25 protein-coding genes are annotated in these 26659 nt (G+C 39.4%); 16 read left to right on the top strand and 9 right to left on the bottom strand.

Annotated features, from left to right (window positions below; genetic code table 11):
• Positions 1 to 340: 340 nt before the first annotated feature.
• Together FWF39_RS07065 and FWF39_RS07060 are read left to right on the top strand one after the other, a co-directional pair.
• Positions 341 to 835, top strand: a complete 495-nt coding sequence (locus tag FWF39_RS07065) for a PadR family transcriptional regulator (RefSeq protein ID WP_343382738.1) — start codon at positions 341 to 343, stop codon at positions 833 to 835.
• Between the two features lie 506 nt (positions 836 to 1341).
• Entirely contained in the window at positions 1342 to 2769 is a 1428-nt protein-coding gene (locus FWF39_RS07060; RefSeq protein ID WP_343382737.1) for a hypothetical protein, read from the top strand.
• 129 nt (positions 2770 to 2898) lie between these two features.
• Here FWF39_RS07060 and FWF39_RS07055 read toward each other — a convergent pair whose 3' ends face one another.
• The gene (locus FWF39_RS07055) at positions 2899 to 3225 is read right to left on the bottom strand and encodes a hypothetical protein (RefSeq protein WP_343382736.1); all 327 of its coding nucleotides are present in this window, start codon (positions 3223 to 3225) and stop codon (positions 2899 to 2901) included.
• Between the two features lie 551 nt (positions 3226 to 3776).
• Between FWF39_RS07055 and FWF39_RS07050 the strand changes: the two genes are divergently transcribed.
• Positions 3777 to 4001, top strand: a complete 225-nt coding sequence (locus FWF39_RS07050; protein WP_343382735.1) for a hypothetical protein — start codon at positions 3777 to 3779, stop codon at positions 3999 to 4001.
• Between the two features lie 17 nt (positions 4002 to 4018).
• Here the strand turns inward: FWF39_RS07050 and FWF39_RS07045 are convergent, their stop codons facing one another.
• A complete protein-coding gene (locus FWF39_RS07045) occupies positions 4019 to 4432 on the bottom strand; it encodes a hypothetical protein (RefSeq protein WP_343382734.1) in 414 nt (137 codons plus the stop codon).
• A gap of 592 nt (positions 4433 to 5024) precedes the next feature.
• Positions 5025 to 5297, bottom strand: coding sequence for a hypothetical protein (locus tag FWF39_RS07040; protein ID WP_343382733.1), 273 nt, complete (start codon positions 5295 to 5297; stop codon positions 5025 to 5027).
• 219 nt (positions 5298 to 5516) lie between these two features.
• Here FWF39_RS07040 and FWF39_RS07035 point away from each other — a divergent pair, with 219 nt between their 5' ends.
• From FWF39_RS07035 to FWF39_RS07025, 3 genes are all read left to right on the top strand, one after another.
• Entirely contained in the window at positions 5517 to 5879 is a 363-nt protein-coding gene (locus tag FWF39_RS07035; RefSeq protein ID WP_343382739.1) for a hypothetical protein, read from the top strand.
• A 93-nt stretch (positions 5880 to 5972) separates the two neighbouring features.
• Complete coding sequence (locus FWF39_RS07030; protein WP_343382732.1) at positions 5973 to 6941, top strand: hypothetical protein; 969 nt, start codon at positions 5973 to 5975, stop codon at positions 6939 to 6941.
• Positions 6942 to 7357: 416 nt separating this feature from the next.
• Positions 7358 to 7627, top strand: a complete 270-nt coding sequence (locus FWF39_RS07025; protein ID WP_343382731.1) for a hypothetical protein — start codon at positions 7358 to 7360, stop codon at positions 7625 to 7627.
• A 195-nt stretch (positions 7628 to 7822) separates the two neighbouring features.
• Here FWF39_RS07025 and FWF39_RS07020 read toward each other — a convergent pair whose 3' ends face one another.
• Entirely contained in the window at positions 7823 to 8452 is a 630-nt protein-coding gene (locus FWF39_RS07020) for a helix-turn-helix domain-containing protein (RefSeq protein WP_343382730.1), read from the bottom strand.
• A gap of 595 nt (positions 8453 to 9047) precedes the next feature.
• Between FWF39_RS07020 and FWF39_RS07015 the strand changes: the two genes are divergently transcribed.
• Both FWF39_RS07015 and FWF39_RS07010 read left to right on the top strand, forming a co-directional pair.
• On the top strand, positions 9048 to 11261 hold the full coding sequence (locus FWF39_RS07015; RefSeq protein WP_343382729.1) for an elongation factor EF-2: 2214 nt from the start codon (positions 9048 to 9050) through the stop codon (positions 11259 to 11261).
• Between the two features lie 229 nt (positions 11262 to 11490).
• A complete protein-coding gene (locus FWF39_RS07010; RefSeq protein WP_343382728.1) occupies positions 11491 to 12225 on the top strand; it encodes a DUF4097 family beta strand repeat-containing protein in 735 nt (244 codons plus the stop codon).
• A gap of 158 nt (positions 12226 to 12383) precedes the next feature.
• Here FWF39_RS07010 and FWF39_RS07005 read toward each other — a convergent pair whose 3' ends face one another.
• Both FWF39_RS07005 and FWF39_RS07000 read right to left on the bottom strand, forming a co-directional pair.
• Positions 12384 to 13766 (bottom strand): hypothetical protein, encoded by a 1383-nt coding sequence (locus tag FWF39_RS07005; protein ID WP_343382727.1) that lies wholly within the window; start codon positions 13764 to 13766, stop codon positions 12384 to 12386.
• A gap of 529 nt (positions 13767 to 14295) precedes the next feature.
• The gene (locus FWF39_RS07000) at positions 14296 to 14667 is read right to left on the bottom strand and encodes a hypothetical protein (RefSeq protein ID WP_343382726.1); all 372 of its coding nucleotides are present in this window, start codon (positions 14665 to 14667) and stop codon (positions 14296 to 14298) included.
• Between the two features lie 176 nt (positions 14668 to 14843).
• On the opposite strand from FWF39_RS07000, the gene FWF39_RS06995 reads away from it, so the two are divergent.
• From FWF39_RS06995 to FWF39_RS06980, 4 genes are all read left to right on the top strand, one after another.
• Positions 14844 to 15452 (top strand): flavodoxin family protein, encoded by a 609-nt coding sequence (locus tag FWF39_RS06995; protein WP_343382725.1) that lies wholly within the window; start codon positions 14844 to 14846, stop codon positions 15450 to 15452.
• Complete coding sequence (gene afpA, locus FWF39_RS06990) at positions 15445 to 16044, top strand: archaeoflavoprotein AfpA (protein WP_343382724.1); 600 nt, start codon at positions 15445 to 15447, stop codon at positions 16042 to 16044. Before FWF39_RS06995 ends, afpA begins: the two co-directional genes overlap by 8 nt.
• Before the next feature lie 443 nt (positions 16045 to 16487).
• Positions 16488 to 16601, top strand: coding sequence for an IS1 family transposase (locus FWF39_RS06985; protein ID WP_343382723.1), 114 nt, complete (start codon positions 16488 to 16490; stop codon positions 16599 to 16601).
• A gap of 89 nt (positions 16602 to 16690) precedes the next feature.
• On the top strand, positions 16691 to 17554 hold the full coding sequence (locus FWF39_RS06980) for a hypothetical protein (RefSeq protein WP_343382722.1): 864 nt from the start codon (positions 16691 to 16693) through the stop codon (positions 17552 to 17554).
• Positions 17555 to 18090: 536 nt separating this feature from the next.
• Here FWF39_RS06980 and FWF39_RS06975 read toward each other — a convergent pair.
• Positions 18091 to 19092, bottom strand: coding sequence for a hypothetical protein (locus FWF39_RS06975; protein WP_343382721.1), 1002 nt, complete (start codon positions 19090 to 19092; stop codon positions 18091 to 18093).
• A gap of 219 nt (positions 19093 to 19311) precedes the next feature.
• Here FWF39_RS06975 and FWF39_RS06970 point away from each other — a divergent pair, with 219 nt between their 5' ends.
• The 4 genes from FWF39_RS06970 (at position 19312) to FWF39_RS06955 (ending at position 24688) form a co-directional block, all read left to right on the top strand.
• Positions 19312 to 20232, top strand: a complete 921-nt coding sequence (locus FWF39_RS06970) for an SIR2 family protein (protein WP_343382720.1) — start codon at positions 19312 to 19314, stop codon at positions 20230 to 20232.
• Complete coding sequence (locus FWF39_RS06965) at positions 20225 to 22969, top strand: hypothetical protein (RefSeq protein WP_343382719.1); 2745 nt, start codon at positions 20225 to 20227, stop codon at positions 22967 to 22969. The genes FWF39_RS06970 and FWF39_RS06965 overlap by 8 nt, the downstream gene beginning before the upstream one ends.
• Before the next feature lie 687 nt (positions 22970 to 23656).
• Positions 23657 to 24181: a tetratricopeptide repeat protein gene (locus FWF39_RS06960; protein WP_343382718.1), complete on the top strand. Its 525-nt coding sequence runs from the start codon at positions 23657 to 23659 to the stop codon at positions 24179 to 24181.
• Between the two features lie 9 nt (positions 24182 to 24190).
• Positions 24191 to 24688, top strand: a complete 498-nt coding sequence (locus tag FWF39_RS06955) for a TIR domain-containing protein (RefSeq protein ID WP_343382717.1) — start codon at positions 24191 to 24193, stop codon at positions 24686 to 24688.
• Between the two features lie 284 nt (positions 24689 to 24972).
• Here FWF39_RS06955 and FWF39_RS06950 read toward each other — a convergent pair whose 3' ends face one another.
• Positions 24973 to 25458 carry a hypothetical protein gene (locus FWF39_RS06950; protein WP_343382716.1) on the bottom strand — a complete coding sequence of 162 codons (486 nt, stop codon included), beginning with the start codon at positions 25456 to 25458 and terminating at the stop codon, positions 24973 to 24975.
• A 405-nt stretch (positions 25459 to 25863) separates the two neighbouring features.
• A complete protein-coding gene (locus FWF39_RS06945; RefSeq protein ID WP_343382715.1) occupies positions 25864 to 26247 on the bottom strand; it encodes a hypothetical protein in 384 nt (127 codons plus the stop codon).
• Positions 26248 to 26659: the final 412 nt, after the last annotated feature.

Genomic DNA, 26659 nt, shown 5'->3' with positions numbered 1-26659 from the left:
TGGGTGGGTTGGTGTGTGGGTGGGTTGGTGTGTGGGTGGGTTGGTGTGTGGGTGGGTTGGTGTGTGGGTGGGTTGGTGTGTGGGTGGGTTTGGAGGGGTGGTTGTGTTTTGGTTTGGTGTTTCTGAGGAGTTTGGGTTGTTTGGCTAATGGTGTAATTTGGTACATACGTGCTATAGCTTGGTTGTTGTGGTTGTTTTTGTTGGCTGTTGGTGGGTTGGGGTTTGTTGTGGGGTTATATATAGTTATATGTAGGTATATATAGGTATATACAGTTATAAACGTTTATAAACTGTTATAAACTCTTATTGTTTCTATATCATTGCCAAAGATATGAGGCGTATGACTCGTAAATACAGCTTTAATATGACGGAGTTGGTCAGCGACTTTAATCGCTTCCACATCCTAACTATGCTCTACCAAGGCCCCACCCATGGCTATCAAATCATAAACCAATACAAACACAACTTCAAAAAAGAACTCAGCCCAAGCGCAGTTTACCCATTCCTCCATCAACTAGAAGAAAAACACTACATCAAACACACCACAACAGTCAACGAGTCAAAACTACGCAACACCTTCGAATTAACCCCCACCGGCCAAGCATTATGCCGCAACCTCTTTAGATACTTCACCGAAATCCACTCCACCGCCTTTAAAATCCTGCTCCACACCTGCACCCACTGCAACAGCCAAATCTACAAAGGCACCTACCACGAAATCATCAACGGCACCAAAAAACCGTTCTGCTGCATCCACTGCGCAAACACATACAAACAAAGCATAATCACCACCACAACAAACACAACAACCCAGCCCATTCATCAACCAACATGATGCCCTTGCCCTGCTTTCTAGATTGATTCTGCCCTTAATACGTAACCAAAAAAATCTTTGTGCGTCTGTCCTAAAAATTAAAGCAGGATAGCAGTACCCAACTGTGAAGGGGGGTGATCTGTTGTTTACCTTTTCAACATGTTCTCTGCGCGCTCTTTTAGCGTTTGGTGTTTCCTTTTTCCTCTTTTTTGCAGTTGTTGCCTGCGTGGGTGTGGTGAGTTTATGGTCTATTCTCAAGCGAGAGATAAGTAAACTTATTAACTATTAATTAATAGTAAAAACTTGTGAGAGGGGATCGACGTATCTCATCATATCACCTGCAGATATCTTCCCCTTGTCCCCCCTCTCACACACACCAACCATACTACACAAAGACAGTATTGAACCAATTGGTCCCAAAAACCAAGCAGCTACTCATTCGATAAACTTATAAACCCACAAAATTATGACTCTGACAGGCATATGATGAAAAAAGATTCCACAGCCATAGATTGTGGCGGCTCTCTATGCTGACCAACTTTACCCCCCAACACAGCTTTAGCTTCGATAACAACTTTACTACCGAACTGTTCAGAGGCCTAACCGCAAAAGGCCTATGCGGAGGCTGGTCCTATGCCGCACTGGACTACTACTTCACAAACAAACCCATACCACCCCAAACATTTCGCCCCGCCACCGGAACAATCCTGCACAAATACCTAACCTCCCGACAAACAGACTCAATTCTAAACAACCTCGACACCTGGATCGAAATCGGCCTCAACCCCAACAAAAAACAAACCTCCAAATTCTTCCACAGAGGAATCTCTACAAATCCAGGCGGATGCATTAACGAATTGAGCCAATTCCTCGACAAAGGCAAACCCTGCGTATTAGGCTTACAAAGCGACGACACAGGCTCAGGAAACCATCAAGTCATCGCCTATGGCTACAACATGGGCCGATACAAAGGCGATTACGGCACCCATCTAGATGAGTTCGAAATCTATGTCTGCGACCCCGAACACCCCAAAACCAAACGCACCCTCATCGCAGATGCAACACGCCAAGTCTTCTGCTACAAAAAAAGACACTCAACAACCTGGCGCACATATTTCGTCCACAAAAACTACCAGCCCTGCCCCCCGCCGCTTATTCACAACCCCACCACCTACCCCAACGATGGCCTAACATACGAATTAGTCCTCAAATTTGAAACTGGCAACGACGACCTGCGCGGCGGCAACGACAACATCGATCTACTTGTAAACCTAACCGATGGCACACAACAGATATACCACAACATTAACCTCAGCGCTAGATGGCTTAGCCATAGTAGCGAATTCGCCCAGATTATCCTTCCAAACCCAATCCAACCCAAACAGTTGCACAATCTCACCCTAAGCACAACCTCCAAAGGCGGTATCAGCGGCGACAACTGGGACATGACCAAACTAACCATCTACGAAATAATAGGCACAACACTACAGGAAATCAAGAAAGTCGGATTCAAACGCTTTACAGGCAACGACAAAACCCTTCTCATCCCCATAAACAACACACCCACCCTCTCAGGACAAATCAATAAACTCGAGTTAACTTTTAAGACTGGCAGTGATGATCTGCGCGGTTGTAACGATAACCTAAATCTCTATGTACACTTCCGTGATGGCACTACACAATCAGTTTATAACGTCAATGGCGGAAACAAGTGGAACAAAAACTCTAGCCTCAACATCACCATCAACCTTAACCGTGCTGTGTTGCCCAGCGACATAACCGCGGTTACCCTTGAAACCACCTTCAGAGGCGGCATCAACAGCGACAACTGGAACCTAGACGCAATCACAATTAAAGCCGCCGGCCCAGACATCAACCAAGAAATCATCACCAAAACCGGCAACCCCTACAAACGCTTTACCGCTAACAACAAAACACTAACCTTGCGCCGTTGACACGATCCCAAAAACTTTACACCAACACATTATTTTGAGTGATTAGCGCCTTTTAGAGTTGTATGAAGCATATGTGGCTCGTTTTGTTTGGTGGGTTGAGATTAGTTATTGTGTTGCTGAAATTTAGTGTCATTTGTTGTTGTTATTTGAAATGGTTCTGAAGCGTTTGTGGATGCAGTAGCTGTCTATCTCGATTTCAATTTTGCACATCGGCAAACTTTTTTCAAGGTAACAGTTGGCTTTGCATGTTTTGCATTTGGTTTTGCGGGTCTGCTTTAGTGCATCATGCTTAATGTCAATCGGTTGAGTGTCGTTTAAAATTTTTTTATAGTCTGTTACTTCGCACTCTTCATAATTGTGGCAAGGTCGATTAATGCTGTTCTCAAACTGATCTAGGCAATGGTTGCAGTAGGCATCTATTTCTAAGCGGTACTTGTAAAGTTTAGAATCACTCATAAGCTACACCTGTGCTTTGTATGTTCTGAGATGGCGACGCTGGGGCTGGGTTGTTTTTTGTGGAATTTTTCAGGGGTGTTAACAGTTTTGAAAATATTTTGTTTTGTTATTGTTTGATTTTTGGTTGTGATTTTGTTTGTTTATTGGAATTTTGGGGGTGATCGTTGGGTTGATATTTATGGTTTTTGTCAACGTCAGGTTCCTCTGTGTTGGTTGGTTGTGATTTTAATTTTTATTTTGTTGGGGTGGTGTTTGAGTTTTTGATATAGATTTAATAATTTGGATGGTGTGAATTTGTTTGTTGGTTTGATTGTGGTTAAAATTGTGTTGTTTTGTTTGTTTGGCATGTTATCGCTTCCTCTTACAAGTAATTACAATTAAATAATGTTATTACTTATAAATACTTCTCATTTGGGTTTTTAACACTATTATTATAAAAAACACATGTAAAAATTGGGAATATTGTTTTTTATTTGTTATAACATTTAAAAAAAAGAGATGTTGATAAATAGTCAAATAGACAAATTAATACGCGCAAGAGAGGCCAAATAATGTCTACTAAAGCTAAAAAACAAAGCACATACAGCTTCCCCTACAGCGTAAGAGAATGGCTAAACCAATTCCTAAACAACAACAAAGAAGACCTAAGCCTAATAGGAATCACAAACGAAACCCGACTCTTCGAAGTCCTAGCAAGAAACGGCGAACCAGCCGTAACCAAACTACTAGCCCAAATACGAGAAAACCGCAAAGCAAACACAAACCCCCTACCCTAACAAAAATTTTGCTAAACTCATGATTTTGGAAGTACCGTCAACTCAAAATTGGCTCCACCAGTGCCTGTCTGTTTCCACTTACCTAGTTCAATAGTAAGCGTGTATGTTCCAGGCTGAGTATTATCCGATGTAACAATTGTCAAAGTAGTAGCCATATTTTGATTTGGCTTTATTGTTAGAGGATTGGAGTTAAATGTTGCTTCAAATGGCTTTACCATGTCTGGAGAATCTATGTGATTTGGCCATGGCAGAACAGGGTAAGGTTTTGGCGGGGACACAATAATTTTTGGAGCTGGCACGTTTTCAAAAGCTCCCACTGAAAGATAGAGCGGTATGGACAGTTCTTTCTGATCTGAACGAAGAAATAAGTCCACAATAATTGTTATAGTATCTCCTTTAGTTACATTGAAATCGCTAGAAATTTCATTCAAATCAGTTATCTCTGATAAACTAATGGTAACTAGTGGTTTTAATGTGTCAATTATCTTTGGGGTGTCGATCTGCCGCGATGTTGAACATTATATTTCATCCTCTCTAAGAATGCTTTGATCGATAACTCCAGCTATAATGATAACAATTATTATTGCGATAATTGTGGTAAAAATTATTCTGAAATGATTTTATTCATTTTTCACCATACTTTTTATGTCTATACTTGCATACTTAATTTTTTTAGTCTAATATGCTTTGATGTAGAGTTATTGAAATCTTCATAAATATTTTGTTCTGTTTCTCAATATTTTATCCACATATTTTTCTGCAATATGGTGAATTGCTTGATTATGCACTGCAGTTACAAACTGAGCTTAAATGGTGGAACAATTTGAGGCAATACCATTCATCTTTCTATTCCCTTCGTCCTTATCTCTTATAGTGGTTCTGTGCGTATTTTTTCTCACTCGGCTAGACTATGTTGTGAATATTTTTTGAGTCCTGTTAGTTGATTTAATTGTAAAAATGCCTACTGGCTTTGAAACCAATGGTTTATGAAATTTTCGCCTATTCGATCTGCTGAACGGTTTTTTATGTATCTGACTTTGAATATTTCTGTTGATGTTTTTGTTTTATTCGATTTATTGCTATGGCTGATCCAGTGATGGCTAATGCACTGAGTGCGGCTACACCTATCCAGAGAGCTGATCTAAAAATTTGCTTAATCGTTGAAAGTAGGGGTGTCGGTATTTCACTGTAGTTTACGGGGTGGGGTGTGAGGATGTAGCTTATTCCAAATAGCAGTAGTGCTGTCAGTATTGCTGTGACAGTGGCTAATGCAATTTGTATTTTTACGCTTTTCATAATTTCAGCTCTGTCTATTGTTAAAAAGATTGGTCTATTATTTAACAATTTTTTAGATACGGTGTACTAATTGCTATATCGTATCTTGTTATTTTCTTAAAAAAGAAAAAGGGTTAAATCGATATCCTGCTTATTTCTTGTTTTAGGGGGTCAAGTTAGTTTACTGATAAATGCTCTGCAGAAACATTGAGGGGAACTGCGCTTGATATTTACCGTTTCATGTTAACCTGTAATAAGCCCATCGGAGTTAGGGAATTGGCTAGAGAGTTAAATCTCAGTAGTCCTTCTGTGGCTCAACATCATCTAATTCGTTTGGAAAGTATGCAGTTTGTCAAACGGGAATGTGGTAACTTTGTAGTAGATAGGGTGGTTTTAGAAAATTGTGTACGAATCAGCCGCTTCTTAATCCCGAGATACTTCTTTTATCTCTTCTTTTCTATATTTGTGTTGGTGATAGAAATCACTGTTTTTTATCCCGGCGTTATTTTCCAAGTGTATGTTTTTGCAGTTATTGCTCAGGTGTGTTTTGTTGTGATTTTTGCCTATGAAACCATCAAAATATGGCGTAGAGGCAGCCTATAATGGGGGTTGTGTTCTATGCAATGGTACAGTTGTCCTAGTCTATAGACGTTAATAGCCTATTTTGTGTATCTCACGCGTAAAGAGGTAAATAGTGTGATAAAACATAAAAGAGCTTACGGTTTAGTGTCTGCTATTCTTATTGGATCCATGTTTTTTTCGCTTATGCTTCCTGTTGCTTCGGCGCAGGTGATTTCGCAGGTAGCAAGCCTTGATTCCTGGCAACCTCCTGAAGATTTTGTTAATCCTGTAACTTTAAAGATTAATGAGTTTAGGGCTGCGGGGCTGAGTGATGAAGAAATAACTGTTCAGCTAGCCGCACTGGGTATGGGTTGGTATCCTGCGACTGGTGCAACATGGATTGGTGAAGCGTTGAGTCCTGAAGAAGCTGATGAAATGCTTATGCGAAAACCTGCAACTGAATCTTCAACCAAATCTGAATCGATGCAACCAGGTTCTGCTACAAGAACTGTGGTTGGCCGAACTTCTGTTATGAGGACAAATAAATATTCTTGGACGGGTGTGGCTGCAGAAATCGTTTGTGGTTCAATGAGTACTAGCTCAGGGGGGACTTTACGTCACTACTTATGTGTGCAATTGGGTGATTTAGATTGTGGTACTGACTGGGCTGAGATTGTAGTTACACACAATTATGGTGAGGTTTACAAGTGGTATCTTTTCGACTTAGACGAAGGCGCTTGGATATTTCTTGGAAATAAAAATACACCTGCATATGCCACGGATACTTTTGTTATAATGCTTAGTGGTGTCAAGGATAGCCATGGCTGGGTCTATGATGTGTGGATAAACTATGTCTGGAAAGCTAGCGGTCATATATCGAGTCATTACGTTCAAGCTGGACATCAAAAAGAGATATACAGTGAAGGGCAATTTACTGACGATACATCGGATGCTATTTTCTTCTACAACTGGCTTCACGATGGTTCAAGTTGGTCCTACTGGACAAATAGCACAAGTACAAAATGGCTTGCACAGGATCCATTACTCGGATCTCATACTCTGCAGCCCTCATCCTATAAGTGGCGGACTTGGACGCAAAATTAATTTTATTAGTTAACCCCTATTTTTTCTATTTTACCCCACAACTTACGTATGAATTAATGGTGGTGGGGTACTTTGCGTATTTATCGTGCTGATTTATTGTTGGTGTGTTGGTCTGGTTATGAATAATTGGTATCTGGTCTGGTGATGTTTTCTTTCCTATCAGGTTCAATACTGGCCAAGGCTGGTTTGTTGGTCAAACAGCTAGTATTGTTTGATTTTTTTCTGGCTATTCTTCTATTTTTAGTCGATTGTTGTCTGTACTAAATTCCATACGGTTTGTTCTATGGCATGGCCTTAATTACCTCTTGTTTAGATATAGTGTTTTATCGGTGTGTTGGTGATATGATGGCAAATGTCGTCCATAAATTTGAGGAAAGTGTTGCAGAGTTTGGCGTCTTGGGTGTGGTGTGTTTCTTATGAAGCGTGAAGAAGCAATAGCGTTGATTAAGGACATGGTTGTTTCTTGTGAGGATCTGGGTGTGCTTGGTATTATGCTAATGTTATCCAGTGCTGTTGTAGCTCGCTCGCAAGGTTATCAGGTACATATAAAAACTGAGGGTGATGAGCACACTTTTGTTTGTATTGCGCGTGTTGCTAAAAAGCATAACTTGGCGGTATGTATCAAGCGCGAAGAAGACTTGATCGTGATCTATCAACCCTTGCCTGAGAGACCTTACGATTCATAGTTGTCATCTCACCATTGCACAATTAGCCCGGTTAGTAATGGCGAGGTGATAAACTAGAGCCTCTATACTGCACTGCAAGTTATCCTTGTTATAGTTGGTTTGTAGAAATTTAGCACTAATGCTTTTAGTGCATCGTGTCTTGTTTGGCTGTGATATTGTTTATCTCGTGTGTTTGTGTGTTGGTGTGTGGGTTGGTTAGAGTTCTTGTTTGAAGTAGTGTTCTAGTAGTCGTCTGGTTCCTCGTCGTATGATTTCTGAGAGGGTTGCTGTGCTGATGCCTAGTTTTGCGGCTAGTTGGGTCATGTCGATTTGGCGGGGGTAGTCAAAGAAGCCGCTTTTGAGTGCGAGCCAAAAGATTTTTTCTTGTTTTTCGGTTAGTACATCGATTTGTTGTTCGAATTTGCCGGCTTTGCGTACTGTTACTTTATGTCCGGTTTTTTCTAGGTCGTTAATTATTGATTTGAATGCGTTGTGGGTGGGTACCATAAAACTGTAGGTTATGATGTTGTTTGGCATGCTTTTGCCTGATACTAAAAAGGCGTCGTGGGCAAGGATGGTGTTGCATACGCCGCAGCCGGGGCTCTCTAGCCATATTGCTGATTTATTTTCTATGTGGCCTTTTGCGGTTAGTTCTTTGGGGATTTTTTTTGCTTGGTCTTCTTCTCCTAAATCCATGAGATGGCGAACTGAGCCGCCTTTGACACTGCGTACGTCTACCACCTTTAGGTGTTTAAATCCAAGCGCCGCCAGTTTACCAACCATGTGGCACTCTTTGTTTTCAACTTCAATAACGATGTGGTAGGGCTCCCGCCAAGTTTCTGTCATACCAACCACACCAAATAACCTGTTGCAGTTAAAGTCAGTTCCTAGTTATCCAGCCAAAACATCCTGATGATTTGCCGCTAACCCCTTCACTAATCATAAGCAAACTTTGTAGGTTTTGAGAAAACCAGCCGCAAGTTATTGGTTAACATTGTCCGCTTCGCTCTCTGTTCAGAGTGGTCTATACAGTAATCCGGCAGAACTTGTCTTTTATTACCTATAAGGAGCTCTTGTCTCTAAGTGTTGTTATTGGTCAAATTTTTTTCTTCGGTTCGGTTCTTTATTTTTTGTGTTTTTGATCCCTAACTTCCATATAGTTTGGCAGTCTATTTCCCACACTAATCAAAGTCTTGTGTGCAAGGTGTGTTGCACAGAAATAAACAAAAACTGAACGTGATTCCAAGTTTGTTGTAGTGAAAAATTGTTTGTTGTGTGTCCAAAAATCGTCTGATCTTATGCCATAAAGTTAATAGGGTGCAAATTCAATGTATTTTCTCTATTGTCCGAGAGATTTCCATATGCATAAAATGCTCAAAAATATGATGTATTCAAATCAAATTAACGGCATTATGAAAATTAAAGTGGAGAATGAATAATTATGGCGCGTTTTAGACAAAATGATGAAATTGTTAAATTAATGGAGAACACAAAAATCATCCGTAACACCAGCATTATTGCCCATGTGGATCATGGCAAAACAACCTTGTCCGACAGTTTATTGGCACATGCAGGAATTATCAGTGCCGATGCCGCAGGACAGAAACGATTCCTTGACAGCTACGTTCTTGAAAAACAACGCGGTGTTACCATCTTTGCCTCAAACGTCAGCTTGGTCCACACCTACGAAAATACTGAGTATTTGATTAACCTTATCGATACTCCCGGACACATCGACTTCTCAAGCGCAGTCACCCGAAGCTTACGCGCAGTTGACGGCGCTCTAGTCGTTGTTGATGCTGTCGAGGGCCCCATGACCCAAACAGAAACCGTGCTCATGCAAGCACTCAAAGAACGCGTTAAACCTCTCCTATTTATCAACAAAGTTGACCGGCTAATCAAAGAGATCAAATTATCTCCCCAAGAAATCCAGAAAAGATTTGCCAAAGTTCTCACAAAAATCAACAACCTAATCGAAAAACACGCCCCACCCGAATACAAAGAAACCTGGAAAATCAAAATCGAAGACACCGTTGCTTTCGGCTCTGCTCTTCACAAATGGGGCCTAAGCCTTGATTACATGAAACAAAAACACCTCAGCTTCCAAGACATCATCGACGCATACACAGGCGACCCCGATGAAGTCAACGCAAAAGTAGCTGAACTAAGCAAAAAAGCACCCCTGCCCGAACCCATCCTTAACATGTTCTGCAAACACCTCCCAAGCCCCCTAGTCGCCCAACCCTACCGCCAAGCAAAAATCTGGGCAGGCGATGTCACATCCCCAGTCGGTGTCGGCATGGCAAAGGTCGATCCCAAAGCACCTCTGCTTATGTGCATCTCAACCATCGATGTGGACCCCCACAGCGGCACCGTTGCCATCGGCAGAATCTTTAGCGGCACCATCATAAAAGGCAAAGAAGTCCAACTAGTCGGCTCCCAACGCAAAGGCACCATCCAACAAGTCTTCATGAGCATGGCCGCAGACCGAGTTATTGTCGATAAAGTTCCCGCAGGCAACATCGGAGCCGTTTCAGGCCTACCGGTTATGCGCATAGGTGAGACCATAGGCGAAGCAGACTGCGACATTCACAGCTTCGAAGGCCTAACCTACGTCTCAGACCCAGTCGTCACCGTAGCCGTTGAGCCAGAAAACGTCAAAGACCTACCTCTCTTTGACAAAGTCATGCATAAACTAACAACCGAGGACCCCTGTATTCGCTTTGTTATGAACAAAGAATCAGGTGAATTCCTCCTCTCAGGCATGGGCGAACTCCACCTCGAAATCACCGCCTACCGTATGCAAGAAGCTGGCCTCAAAGTCAAACTCAGCAAACCCATTGTCATCTACAGAGAAACTATCAGCCACAACTACACCGGACCCGCAGTTATGGGTAAAAGCCCCAACAAACACAACAAACTCTGGATAACCATCGAAAAACTCTCTGATGAAATCGTAGAAGCCATTAAATCAGAACAAATCACCGACCTGCAAAACAAAGACGAGAGAGCCAAAGTCCTCAAAAGCCTAGGCTGGTCCCCCGACGAAGCAAAAGGCGCAGTCGCAGTCGAAGAAAGCAACATCCTAGTCAACCGCATCCGCGGACGACAATACGTCGAAGAAATCATCGACCACATAAAAACCGGATTCCGCGAAGCCGTCCACACCTCTCCTCTAGCAAGAGAACCAGCACACGGCCTAAAAATCAACTTGGAAGATATTACCCTCCACGAAGACCCAGTCCACAGAGGCCCCGCACAAGCCATCCCCATGACCTGGAGACCCATCTACTGCGTTATCCTGCTAAGCAGACCCAAACTACTCGAGCCCCTCATAAACTTTGAATGCAACGTCCCCTCCGACTTCGTCAGTAGCGTCCTAGCAACCGTTAACAAACGCCGCGGCAAAATCCTAGACATGCCCTCCGAAGAAGACATGATAACCGTCAAAGCAGAAATGCCCGTATCAGAAAGCTTTGGTATCGCTGATGAACTCAGAAGCTCAACCGAAGGCCGGGCATTCTGGGCAACCCAATTCAGCCGTTGGGCACCAGTTCCAGAACAACTACAAGATGCACTAGTCAAAGACATCCGCGAACGCAAAGGACTACCAGCTGTTCCACCAAAACCCGAAGAATACTTTGAGAGCGAATAATCTCCCCTCAACCCTTCTTCTTCTTTATTTTAACACTACTTTACTTTCTTTCAAATTTCCACCCAAAAGATTTAGGTAGCTACCCTAACAGTTGTAGCAAATCAAATTTACTAACAATTAATTGTATCAGTAGCATTAAACGGTGTTTTTAATATACTCGCGGATGTGTCCTTTGAGTGGGCGGAATTCTTAAAGCATTTGTTGCCCAAACAAAGGGTGTTGGATGGAAATGAAGACCTCTGTAAAAATAGCGTTGCTGATTGTTATTGTTCTAACAGTTGTTATAGTGGTTCTTCAATCAGGTTTGCTCTATACTCCCCCAGCGTTGGATCAGCGCGAAGAACGAAGCGTTTATACGTCAGACACAAACGTTGTGATTGATGCCACCATCTTTAGGGGTAATATAGAAATTCAACCAACAACCAATGACCAAATCGAAGTAATCTATACCCTCAAAGCTCCCCAAGGAGAACTATCCACCATAACAACCCAAACCAACGAAGCAAAAGAGGGCGATCAAACCACAATTGTAACCCGCGCCCAAGACAAAGTAACCTACAACAACCCCAACCATACTGCCGATTTGTTAATCAAACTGCCAGCTTCTAGCCAATGCAATTTGACGCTTATAAGTGCAAACGGAGACATAACTCTGCCCAAGCTAAATGTTGGAAAAGTTTCAATCTCCACTACAAACGGCAACATTAACATTGAAAACGACGGCAATGCTGAGAGCCTAGAGGCCGTCAGCATGCATGGCAATGTTAAAATCAGCTTAGCTAAAAGCACCTTGTTCTATGTGGCCGCTATGGTCGTAGACGGTACCATCAACCATTCAGGCATTACCATAGATGCAGAGGAGCAAACAACAACACAACTCAAAGGCACAACATCCGCCGGCGAAGGCACTCTATCTCTTGCACTACTAGCATCACATGGCGACATAACCATAAAATACCACTAACAACAACACACCATAAACAGACGACAAATCAACTACTGCTAATGTCAGGGTGCAACACAAAAATAGTGTGGTTCTTAGGTTATTTTTTTTGTTGTGTTGTCTTCTTATGGTTTGCTTGACTGGTTAAGTATGTCTGCTGGTTGTTTTTCTAGTCGTGTTTATTTGGGTGTGCCATAGCCGCTGACTCTAACTGATGTATCGCTTGTAGCGGAGTCGACTTTGGCATCTATTAGTATGGCCCAAATTAGGTTCTGTGAACCAAAAAGACGGGTTAGCTCTTCATCAGTTATCCAGGTTGAGCCGGCGCTTGTAAAGGTGCGTATGATGGGTGCTGAGATTTTGTTATCGAGATATTCGACTCGGATGCGAACCGTTAGAGTTTCATCATGGCTAAAACTGCCTGTAGCTTCAATTTTGGGTTTAAAACTATCAATAGTAGCGGGCTGACGATCTATTGTTCGGATTTCCCCGTAGACTCCATTTTTTCCTATGGGTACCGTCGCTATTTCCTGCTTAAAGATCATGCCCTTGCCTGAGATCCAAACGGCAAACGGATTATATACCCGAGACGTCCAATTCCCCAAAAAACTAACCCTGCTAAGAATCGGCGCAGGATCACAGTTACAGTCTAAATCAATGGCAAACATGTAGATAGGATCAGACGCAAACGACTCAAAAACAACCCCCAAAAGTAGTGTCTGACACATCGACCCATCAACACGCAACCCCGTCTGATTACTCCGATAATCATTCTCCCCCATCCAAAACCGAACATTTTGAATCTGACTATCCGAAAACTCAGCCAGCCACTCAACATTTATACCCATCGAAAAATCAGGAACATTGAAATAACAACGCTCAATTAGAGAGCTAGCATAAGAACCCGTAGCATTACCCAAACCACTACTCATCTGAGTACCATTTACCGGAGTACGAAAAGCAATCCCCTCCGAATTGTTGATAAATTGACAACTCTCAATCTTGCTGTACTCACTCCAAGTATTTGTATTGATAAATTCAATACCTGTTGAGGAGTTTATGAAGCGAGTGTTGGTTATGGTTGTTGCAAATGAATTTTCCACCCGAAGCGTACAATTTATAAGAGTTAAACCTGAGATAAGCCCATACTGTGAAAAAGTATAATCATCCCCAAACAAAACAATTCTATGCCCATTGCCCTCAATGGTAGCGCCATCACTTACAATCTTAGCACCCAATTTGTTGATGATATAGATGTCCTCAGTTAACACATAAGTTCCAGAGTTTAGGTAAACCGACTTGCCTTCTTCTAATGCTGATGCTAAAGCCAAAGATGCACTATTGACTTGTTCGGATATGTGGCCGGTTAGCATATTTTTGAGCTTATAGCCCTCTCCGCTCTGTGAGAGCACAAAATCATAATTAATCACCCCGCCCGAGAGGTTGGTTTGACGTACTCCATCCCAAATTAGATAGGTGTTAAGAACTGTTAGAACAAGCAAAGCTGAGATAACAACAACTATGGCACGCTTAGAAAAGAATAGTTTTAAAAAAACTTTCAACTTAGAGCCGGCCATTTTAACCTATAAACTACACCAATAATAATTAAACCATATGCCACTATCCACTTGGAATTTCACTCTTTGCCCCAGCAATTAAAAGAAAACAAAAACGTTGCTTATAGCCCAAGGCGTGATTGATGTGTTATCTGTAGGCTGGTGGCGTTTATTGGCAGAAAAGTTGGAAAGAGTCACTTGTTATGCAACCGTAAGTATGATTCAATTCTACGGGAAGAGTGCTGCATCGGCAGCTGGTAGTTGTTTGTTTACGGATTAGACAATCGTGTTGCCCTCGAAGTTGGTGTGGCAATAAATTAGTGCATGACCCGTTGTGTCTTTGTGTTTTGTTCATTGTGGTTGAATAAAATCAGTTGATTTTGAGTCGGCGAGGTATCTCGAACAAATGCAAGTTTAGCCATTCAAAATTCTGTGAACATAGCGGTCGCCCACAATCCCACTAAACACGAAGAATACTTGCGAATAACCAAACAAACACCGGGCCCTTGTCTACCCCGCACTTTTTATCTTCTTTTTAGTTATCTTTTTGTTTTTCTGCTAGTTCGACGTTTTTGCACTCCACCCTAGTTTCAAAACGCGGCTGAACCTCCACAGAATTATCACCCTCAGAGGCGATTCTCTGCTCCCCAACATTATGCTTCCCCATAGACATAGCGCCTTTGTAGCTGGCATGTGCCCTATCGATATCTTCTTGCAAATGCCGCAACTCAACATCGGTTTCATCCAGAATCCTCTGAGCACTCCACCCCTCCTGCACCCTAGCCCCCAGCCGCTCAGCAACCTCCTCGGCCATACGCAAAGGCAACCCCACCGCACAAAGATCCTCCACAACCAATTTACCCTCAAAAACCATCTCCTTACCATCCCTACCATAAACTCTAACCAAAAATCACACCACCAAAAAAATGACAGCTATACCTAGAGTGATTTTTTAAAAAACTTAAAGCTATGTGACTACGCAAACACAATAACTACCAACCACGCTATGGTGGTTGTTTTGTCCTGTAGTTGTTGGTTGGGTAAGATTTTAATTTGATTGATAGTTAACGTAGATGGTGAAATATGTTAATTGTCGGTGTAAGCGGTAGTCCCCGAAATCAAGCCACAGAATACGTCTTAGGACAAGCACTTGAACTACTTGTCCAAAGAGGGTTTGAAACCAAACTCTGGACCGTCCGAGGCAAATCAATACATTACTGTATGCACTGCAATTACTGCCTAACCCACAAAGTCTGCATCATCAAAGACGACCTACAAGAACTCTATGATCTCCTCACAACCGCCCAAGGCATAAGCATTGCAACCCCCGTTTATAATGGCGGCATAAGTGCACAGCTAAAAACAGTAATGGACCGCACCCGCGCAATAGTAGCCGCAAACAAAACCTTTTTCAGAGGCAAAATAGGCATGGGCATAACCGTCGGCGGAGACCGAGCCGGCGGCCAAGAACTAGCTCAAATGCAAATTCACACCTTTTATCTAATGAATGGCATGATTCCAGTGAGCGGCGGAACATTTGGCGCAAACCTGGGCGCTAACCTGTGGAGCAAAGACACCCTCAAAGGCGTAAAACTCGACACAGAAGGCATGCGGGGACTCAAAAAAACCGTCAAACACTTCAGCCAATACCTAGAACTCTACACAAAAACTCAAAGTGATAAACATGACTGAAAACAACCAACCAACTAAAAAACTCAAAATAGCCTGGGGCATAACCGGCGCAGGCGACAAAATCCAAGAAATAATCCAAACCATGAAAGAACTAAAACAACAAACAGAAAACCAAATAGACATAGACGTCTACATCTCCAAATCCGCAGACATCATGCTCAAATTCTACCGCCTCGACGAAACCCTCAAAAACAGCTTCCCCAAAGTCTTCGTCGAATCCAACGCAAACTCACCCTTCCTAGCAGGTATGGTACAAAGCGGAAAATACGAATTCCTCCTAATCTGCCCAGCATCCTCAAACACAGTCGCAAAAATCGTTAACAGTATAAGCGACACCCTCATAACAAACTCAGCCCTTATGGCACTCAAAGCATTCGTACCCGTATGGATTATGCCCGTTGACTTTAAAGAAAACATTATCTACACCAAACTACCCAACGGCAAAGACCTAAAACTACGCGTACGCAAAGAAGAAGCAACACAAGTACGACAACTACAAACCATGGACGATGTACACGTATTTGAAACCCCGCAAAAAGTCAAAGAAGGCTTCCTAGAATGGCTCAAAACCACAAAATTCCCCTCTTCCTAACCCTCTATTTTTAAGGGTTCCCCTCCAAAATTTTGGCTGATAATATTTGTTGGATAATCAACAGTTTTGTGATGATAAACAAAAATTTAACTCGGCTCCCAAAAGTTGTTCCGAAAATGCAAAGCATAAGTTACTTATTGTAGTTCTAAACTTCAAATTTTTGCCTAGCGCATATTCCAAATGGATAGAGTGGTGCCGAGGGCAGGGTTTGAACATGTGAAGGGTGGCGACATTGCCACACTTCCCCTTTTTTTGAGAATCAACTGAGTTAGCAGGCTAGCAATGGCTATGCAAACTAGTTTACCCTGTGTTCTCATGTTCTTGTGTGCTGTTAAGAAAAAACGTCTTTAGAACTTGTACGTTTGTTATGGATATGCGGCTATAGAAAACATTGATTTGCTCTTTAACTTCAAACCAATTTCAGCAGTCAAAAGCGCACTTAGGTGAAACGGTTGGCAAGAAAAACTATCTGTTTTTCGAAATCTCTTCAAATGCACAAGGCAGTAGTTGGATTATGCATCAACGTGAAAATTTTCAAACGACCTCTAACAGCATAAACCAATGTCGAACACTACCATCTTTTGAGAAACTCGAAAGTATATATGCAGGTTCGCCGTCTTTTTTTTAAAAACATATGTGAAATAAAATGGGTGATATGAAAACATCACAGCACGTCATAGCCTATTTTGACATAATAGGTTATCGACAAATACTCATTAATCATGAATTAGATGATAAAACCTTTATCCAAGCCATAAAAGACATCACAGAACATGCGCATGGTTTTGCAAAAGAAGTTGGCACATATGGAAAAAATATCCACGTTTATACTTTTTCAGATAATGTTGCAATTTGCATAAATGTTTCTGCTGAGGCTCCAAAGATAATTGCTCTAAGACTATTGACAGCAATAGCCAGCTACATTCAGCTAGATTCCATATTAAAATACGGCATATTTATACGTGGGTGCATTACTCAAGGCGAAGTATATACTGATCAAAATTTTTTATATGGACAAGGCATTGTCGATGCAACTGAAATGGAAAAACATAATGCAAAAGTTCCAAGAGTTATTATAGATAAGAAGCTTGTTGAGACAGCAATAGTAGAGGCAAGACAACTTTGCGAAGGTGCCAAATTGTGTAAAAAGGGCGCAAGAATCGACTATGACAACATATTTTTTGTGTTAGACGTCAACACCCGAAAGACAGCCCCAGAAATAAAAAAAGATACAGATGACCAACATTATGTGGATTATTTGCAACAATTTCGAATATTGCACAACATAACAGAGTATACAAAAGATGAATTATTAGTTAATTTGGAAGAATATTCAAAAATACTCAGACATCGTATGAAAAAATTTAAAAATGAGCGCTTAATTTTTGAAAAATACAACTGGTGTGCGGAAAAACTTAAATCATTTTTGCCGTCAATCGTTGACTGGATTGACCTCACTCCGGATGAAATAGAGCAAATAAAAGCTTGCCACTTCTTTTTGGAAGTGTGACACATTGATAAAGTGTGGGAGACGCTGACTAAAAATTATGTAACCACATAGCAACAAGCCATAGCCTTATATCACAACTTACTTTAAATGATTAGAGCATATTCAACCAAATAGATTCGGCATGTGTTAATTTTGATCTGAATGATCCTGTGATAAATTCTCAATACTTATCGTGATTCTTATAGTGCTCATAGTGTTGATAGATCACACCATAAGTAGTTACCGTTTAAGTTGCCGGGCTCGCGGACTTGAGCGAGTGTCAAAAACGGCATGATGAAAGATCTATCGGTTTTACAGGAAAACCCATTTTCCGATAGAGATAGTATCAGCGAAATATTTGACGACTTGAAAATGTTTATGGATTTGTGAAAAACTATTGAACTAATAAATAAAAATGCGGTAGCAACGTGATAGTTAGGGATACACATAATCAACAATTCAAGAAAGACTAACATGTTTAAACGAAAGCTGATACTTACAAGGAACAAGCAATACGTGAAAATAAAAACAAAGGTAACTACCCATTTAACCTATATTCATCGGTTAAAAAACCGTTTGCGGTTGGGTTTATAAAAATCGGTGTATGACATCTCAATAAATCCATTTTTTTTAAAACAGCCCTTAATACTTAGTGCAAGTTTATTAAAAAATTCACCAACATAGTTCCCGTTTACTATGAAAATATGCATCTTAGCATAACGGTCTTCTGCAAACATTTGGCGAATATCGACTGGATTGTATTGCAAACTTTTGGGAAGAGGGAAGTCATAAACAAGCCATTTTTGCTTTTTATGAACTATATTATCGAATTTTACTTTAAATGTAGACGTGTCCATTAATTCAGGATCAAAACTAACTGACATCAAAGGGGCGCTTGTTATAACTACAGGAATAATAGTACCACCGAACCAGTACTTCCGCCCGAAGATTTTCTTTTCATTTTCAAGACGGTTTATACCATATCTGATAGTTCTTTGTAATGCCTCCGCTTCTACATCAAATAAATGGTTAACACCATGTGCAACATTAAAACAGGATTTATAAATTATTTCTGAATTTGATTTCCAGCAAGATTTAGTGGCAGATTCTTTAAAAAATTCTATACCTGCTGAGTGACATTGAGGCATTTCCAAGTCTTCTTCATTTAAGCACTCTCGTACTGAACGCGCAACATATGTGCCTTTCCGAGAACGACCCATTGCAGGAGTGTTTAAACAATGCCCTTGGAAAGAGAAAGACGAAAATTTTGGATTTTCATCTTTAAAAAAAATCCAACGCTTCCTTTGTGGATCTTGCCGTTTAACCTCAACTATTGCAATTTCTCTTGCAGTATCATTTGTAAATTTTGTTACCTTCAAATCAATGGAAAGGTTATCTGAAATGGGATACTCTTCTGTATCTATCGTCCACCCACTTTCTTGAATTTTTCTAGCACAATACTTTTGGAATAGATAACCTCCAGAGTTTAATGCAGTGACTATTTCACCCTCTAAAGTATCAGGGGGTTGATTTGCAGTATTGTCAGAAGCTTTTGACATGAATTATCAGCCGGGTCGTTTACTAGACATAAATGATTAGTTAAAAAGTTATCACTAAATAATGATTAACACGTCGGTACAACTTTACATTTACCCACACCATCATGGGAAAAACCACTTCCCCGCATAAACGTAAGAAAGATCCAAGTTAAAGAACACACCTGGAAGAATACACATTAGTTTAAAATAGTTTGAATAACAAACTATTGCCGATTAACAGTGCAGACAGACGACATTCCAGAGGTGCCCAAAGTACCTGAGGATATATTACAGAGAGCCAGGGAGGGAAAACTCTGTTTTTTCTTAGGGTCAGGCCTCTCAAAACTTTTGGGTTGCAAAGGTTGGAAAGATTTGTCAAATAACCTCACCGAGATGTGTTTCGAGCGTAACTACATCAATTTCCGACAGAAAGAAAGCATCATGGCAATTAATGAACCTAAAAAAATCATCACAATTTGTCGCAATATATTCCGCGATAACCATCATGAAAATGATTTTTATAAACAAATCAAAAAATGTCTGAAAACCAACAAAGCATACGAAACTCAAAACATCTACAAAGTGTTATCAGAGCTGTTCGGCATCATTCCAGCACTTTATTTAACAACCAATATCGATAGAAATTTCGACTCAACATTTCCGGGATCAGTTTTATTTACTGAGAAAGATTTCTCACCAAATAACATTTTACCCGACAGATTGTATAAAATTCACGGAACCATTGAACACCCCAACACAACGATACTTACTGTACAAGATTATTTAGATCGTTATAGAAAGGGTGAGTTCCATGCATTTTTAGCCGCCATTTTCAGCGAATATTCCATCATTTTTCTGGGATATGGCTTAGAAGAATTCGAAATATTAGATTTTTTAGTTACCACGATGGATAGAAAACAGATGGAACCAAAACACTGCATTCTTTTGCCATACTATAAAGAAGAAAAATACTTGCAAGCGTTTGATGCAGATTACTTTAAGCCGTTAGGGATAAAGGTCGTGGGTTACAAAAAAGATGTAACAGGCTACGCTCAATTGTACACTGTAATCAAGAAATGGAAGAAGGAACTTATCGGACTAACTGACATGCAGTATGAAGCCATAAAAGACATGGAAGAAATGGTGGATAAGCTTGAATGAAGATAAAATTTTTTCAATATTTCAAAGAGCAAATAAAGATGACGCATTTAAACAACTGTTTTTCAAAAAACTATCCACCACAAATAACCCATATCCCTGGTTTGATAAATTAATTACAGAAGGGTATTTAGACCCAATCAATAATAAAAACCCCATTATAACTAACAACAATTACATCATACCCCGTTGGTATGCTTTGGATTATCTTGAGAACGTTGCAACGAATCTCTCGAAAAATAACAATAGTCTGATTCTCAATAAATTAATTAAGTCAATTAACTTAATAATCACGTTCAAAAAGGACGGCAGAAGAATTGAGAACCCATATACTGATTATAAACTGTTAAGAATTATTTTCTTATTACCAGTTAAAAGAATAACTAAAAAGCACATCGAATTCATACGAATAATATTGACATCAAAGTTTAGTTCCATACTACCAGTATTAGAAATAGACAAAACAGTAATTCCTCATCTAACATACAATAAAGACAAAGAAAAATTAATGCAAACACTCAAAATAATTCTTGATTATAAAATAGTTAGCGAAAATTCTAAATTTTTTCAGTTCAAGTCTATTCTTGAAGATTATTGGCTATCAATAATAATACAAAAAAATGGGGATAAAATCATCGCCATCTGTGAAATATCATTGGCTGAATTGATTTTAGACATCATGAAAAGAATTTTAGAAAAAAATAAAGCCGCCTTTGGTGTCATAGATATTCCCACTATTGAAGAAAATAAGCAGGTTTTTTTGGAAGATAACTACCAAATGCAATTGATTTATTTCTTGAGGCAAACACTTGAACACCTGACACCCCCCGCTCAAAAGGGCATGTTAAACGAGTTTTTAAAAAGTGACAAACCAATTTTTAAAAGAATTAGCATTCACTTAATCAACTATTTCTATGAGGATTATGCACAAATATTTTGGCAATGGGACGACAACCCTCTCGAGGAAGAGGATCTTAAACATGAAATTTACGTATTAATTAAAAATAACCATAATAAATTCAACAATAAACAAGTCAACAACCTTCTAAAGTGGATAACGTCAATTAAGACAGTCCCTATCAAAGATAATCCAGAAGAATCACCTCAACAAATTGTAGCTGATGCATATAAAAAACTGGAGTGGTTATCCGCCTTAGAAGGAAATGACTATAAAAAAGTTAACTCCTTAATAAAAAAATATTCTAATATCTATAAAGACAAAATTGAACATCCAGGACATCATTTATGGACAAGTAGTGAGATCAAGGTAGCAGGTGCACCAGAAGCCTTCCCACCAGACATCATCAATAAATCTAACGCAGATCTTGTAAAATATATTTCAGAATATTCGTTAAAAAAGGCAGGTCACCATAAAATTGATGTATTGTATAACTTCACCACCACAGTTCGAGAGAACCCTGATAAATTTGCGTCTGACATAGACCCTTTTGCACAGCTTGATTTTGAATTTCAAGAGGCATTAATATCTGGGTTTACAGATGCTTGGAAAAAAAATAAAGTATTTTCTGTTAAATGTGTGCTTGACTTTTTAAACAATGCCACTTCAAATCAACTCTATAAGGAGGATAAAAATCCACAAAAGAACGTTTTTACCAAAAGTATCGCTGACCTGATATTTGAAGGAACAAAAAATGAAAATCATGCTTTCGACAATGATCTTCTCCCTATTTGTGAGTCAATATTGTTGAGATTGGCGAACAATACAAAATCTACAGTTAAAAACGACAATACTACAGATATTATAACTGCAGTTTTAAACTCACCGTTGGGAATCGTTTATTATGCCATGATAACCTGTTCGTTGAGGTTTACCAAAGTTAAAAATAACGTGGATGATGAAGGGGTCGAGACAATTAAGTCCCATTATCAATCACTTATTCACTCGAATCGAACAATTGAATTTGAAGTAAGTTTGGGTGCATTTTTGCCGCACTTATATTATTTAGATAAAGCATGGACTAAAGCCAACATAAACAAACTATTTCCGAAAGAAGACGAATTCATGTGGAAATGTGGCTTTTCGAGTTATCTCTTTTACTCAACCATGCTTTCACAGGATTTGTACCAGTTACTCAAAAAAAACGGACATTACAAAAAAGCAATAGAATATAACGAAAAAGATGTTTTTGAAAAATTACCTCAACATATATGTATTGCCTATTTAAATGATTTAGAAGATTTTTCTGAAGAAAGTCTCATTATTGATCTAATCACAGGAAGCAATGTAGATTACATAGTAGAATTTGTTAATTTCTTCTGTCACCTACGCAATAAATTGGATGCTAAAATGAAAGACAAAGTCAAACCCATATGGAAAAAAATAATCGCAAATATCTCAAGTGTAACAGAAAAAGACAAATATTATGAAGTATTTACTCAGCTTTCTTATTGGCTGAGCATCGTTGATAATGTTGATAGCGACATTGTTGAATTGATGAAATGGAGTAACAAATACCTGAACGATATGGCCTTTATGTTCTATGTAGAACAGTTAAATATTCATGTCATAAAAAATCCAGAACACGTTGCAGACATATTTTATGATTTCTCATCAAATACCACCAACCATTTCCCTTACGTCACACAAGAAAAAGTGATAGCACTCGTTGACAGTTTATTTGAAAGAGGGCAAAGAGAAAATGCCAAGAGAATATGTAATGAATATCTTTCCAAAGGAATTGACTTTTTAAGGCCTGTTTATGAAAAAAATAAAAACTAACACATTGTAAAGTCGCTCAGATCATCAGAACCATTGTGCAACAGGTTAAACATACTACAGACGTTTACGTACCCCATATAACAGATCCATTGGGGAGTCTTTTCTAAATATCCTGGCCCCAGCCAACCGATCGTATCTTTTATATCAAAAAACTTGAGGCCATTGTTTTGATTGAGGAAGACTTATTGTATAGTGAGCATGTGAAAAAAGTGGTGACTGATCATGACTCTGAGTTTTATGCTGTTAGTCGTGATGCGGGGCTTTGCGGAGCACTAGTTTGAGGTGTATTTGTATGACAGATTATTAGGCATATTTTGCGCGGCGTGAACCATCCTCAGACCAATAGCAAGGTGGAAAAAGGGCATAATCTCTTCAGCTGTCACCGGGATCGGTTTGAGACTTTGGAGGCTTTGGTTGAGTGGTACAATTAGGAGAAACCGCATAGAGCACCTAATTTGGATATCACAGAGACGTTCAGCCAAGCTTTCATACGTAAGATGCGGCCTGAAGTTTGGTTAGGTTTAGCGGCAAAGATGTTTAACTGGTAAACGGCATGAAATCAGAAAAAACGACCTGGAAAAATAATTTTGGGAAACCATATAATCAGAGTGTATGAGAAAAGCATTTAACTTCAAACTTGGTGATTCCCTAAGGATAAAGCTATTTGCTTGATAGAGGATTATCGCGTTGGATAAGAAAGCAGATGATTTAATAAAATTAGCAAAACAAGGTAACGCTGACGCACAATTCGAATTAGGGGATCGTTATTATCGAGGCATTGGTGTTAAACGGGATCTTAAACAAGCCGTAATGTGGTTGACAAAAGCGGCAGAACAAGGTAATGCTGTCGCACAATACAACTTAGGTTTTTGCTACTACAATGGTGAAGGCGTGACACAAAATTATAAACAGGCTATCGAGTGGTATACAAAAGCCGCCGAACAAGGTAACGCCACAGCACAAAACCGTTTAGGAATTTGTTATTATTTCAACATCTATGTTAAACGAGATTTTAAGCAAGCCGTGTTTTGGTATACAAAAGCGGCAGAACAAGGTAACGCTGACGCACAAAATAATTTAGGTAACTGCTATCATAATGGTGACGGCGTTAAACAAGATTACGACAAAGCCGTGTTTTGGTATACAAAAGCGGCAGAACAAGGTAGCACTGATGCACAATACAACTTAGACAACTGCTACCGGCGTAGTTAGGTGTTGTACATGATAGATGCACCAATGACAAAACGGGAAGAAGTTTTCATTAGTTTTTCTGATGATGATAAAAAATATTTTTATGAAATGAAACATTTCATTGACTTGCTCAAGATAGACTGTAATATAAAACACTGGCATTGTAAACTATTAGAGTATGGCGACAAGTGGGACGAAAATATCCATAAACACATGGCAGTAACCAAAGTTGGGGTGCTTATGGTGTCGCAAGCCTTTCTTGCGTCAGGCTACATTCGCAACCAGGAACTGCCCATACTCCTGCAAGCAGCCAAAGATAATCAGATATGCATCATGTGGATCCCAATTAAACCCTCAACGGTTAAATTTAGCCCAATTGATCTTAAGAATGGCGATAAAGTTTACATCGATAAGTACCAAGCCGTATGCAATCCTGAAAAGCCATTAAGCACTTTAAGACCCTCTGAACGTGAGGACATATACGTTAATCTTTATCATGCTATAAGGCGTTATTTCGAGAGCAATTAAATGGGGATGTTTTTAATCACTTCTATTTTGTCCACATTTTTAGCATAAACTTTTACTAACGCCATATTGTTAGGGCTTAATAGGTGTATCATAGGTTGATTGAACGGTTCACTAAAGAACTGAAAGAAAAAGTTACTCAAGAAAATACGCCTTGTGTATGTGTACGTTGTGGTGAAGAAGTGATAATAGGTAACCCCATACGCTTTTAATAAAAAGGGTGGCGTATACCACCTGCACTGTTATCAAGCGGCGCGTACTAATGTGTGGGTACATCAACCAAAATTCTATTGATTTGTAATACGCGACTGGATTTTTTCTATAGCCGGCTGTATCCAATCTGCAGGTAAAACATGTTCCTTATTTTTCAAATCCTCATACGGATTATAACTCAAGTATGGCATAGCAGACATAGGGTTAGTTATGTTCAGAAACTTGCTATGCCTGATATAATCTTTTGTCACATACGAACCATAATATCTCTGACTCATCACACGAAACCAATGACACCACTTACCAGTACAGCTATAGATTATTTGAAAAGCACGTTTATCATTATAGGGGAATAGTTTACCTTGTAGTTTTTTATTGTCTGCTTCACGCTGGCATTGTACAAGATACTCTACTACAAGCCAGCTAAACTGCACCATTTGATCGTAAACCACATTATCATATAATCCGGTTTTTAATGGGAATACAAGTTTGCTACGTTGTGTCACCTGACGACCGTATTTCTCTATTAACCTCTGACTTCTTTTCGTTTTATAATCCATAAATATCCTACAACGGACTTAATCCGAATAAATCCGTTGTACCATCATCCAGAAAAAAGGCGGCACTTTTCTCTCTCCTTAAGAAAGTAAATAAATTAATACATATATACACAAAACCGTAAAAAGTTTAAAATTCGGTACTATAATCGAAAATACGACTGGTTAGATTATGGTTGTTAACAGCAGACTTCTAACTAACTCTGTTTGTTCTGTGTCATATCTAACTCTAAACGCGCACCTGTCTCCTTAATTAAACTTAGATATATGTAAGTTTAATTAGGGCCTTTTCTGTCAAAAGGGAGCGTAATTCTTGTTTAGTTCTCCCTATAATCAATTAATATGTATATGGTGAATCTTGTGTAACTAACGAAGTTTATGGTTCCACTATGGTTTTAGTTAGTTGTGTTAGAGGTTTGTTACACTGGCTTTCAACATATCAGATAAATCAGGCACATCATCAAGCATTATGTCTCTGCCGTTGTTTAGATGTTTCATTGTGTGTCTGTCGTTGGTTCCATCAGCTATTGCTTGAAATTTAATGATTAGGCCATTATGGAGGTTTGTGTTTTTAGTGATAAGTGCTATGGCTTGGTCGTAGTTTGAAATTTTGATTTGTTTCTCTTTATGGAGGTATGATGATGTTTTTTGGTGGCGTTCCTGTTCTTCTTTTAAGCGTCTGTATTTTTGTATGTATAACTCAAAGATTTCAAGCTGTAGCTTTAGTTGTTTGGTTATGTATTCTGCTTCTTTTCGGCTTATGCGTGGTCGTGATGTTGGTTTGGTCTGCATTTTTCATCATTTATTTTACGGTTATAGACCATTTATAGTTTTTTACATGTATAAAATTTAGAAACTTGACGAAAAATGAAATATATCCAAAAATAAAATATTCTCGGCTTGTGAAATATTTATATCCGTAAAATAAATTTGAAAATAAAATAGTTTATATTTCTAAAATATTTTTACCGATATAAAAAATAAACTTGCAAAAATAAAAAAATATCCAGTTCTCAGAATATTTATTTCCACAAAACGTGAGGGGAAAAATAAATAAAATATTGTTATTAATATAAAAAAATGAGAGTGTTCACTTATAGATAATTTTATGTGATGCTGTACATATATCGCCAAACAAGGTTAGTTCGTATGGTGCATTGCAAAAAATGTTTGTCTGAAAAAGTCGCCAAGGGCGGGTTTGTTC

It is taken from the genome of Candidatus Bathycorpusculum sp. (genome assembly GCF_009778815.1).
Lineage (GTDB): Archaea > Thermoproteota > Bathyarchaeia > Bathyarchaeales > Bathycorpusculaceae > Bathycorpusculum > Bathycorpusculum hydrogenotrophicum.
Note: the sequence above shows the minus strand (reverse complement) of the source record. Positions and strands in the feature narration are given on the sequence as shown.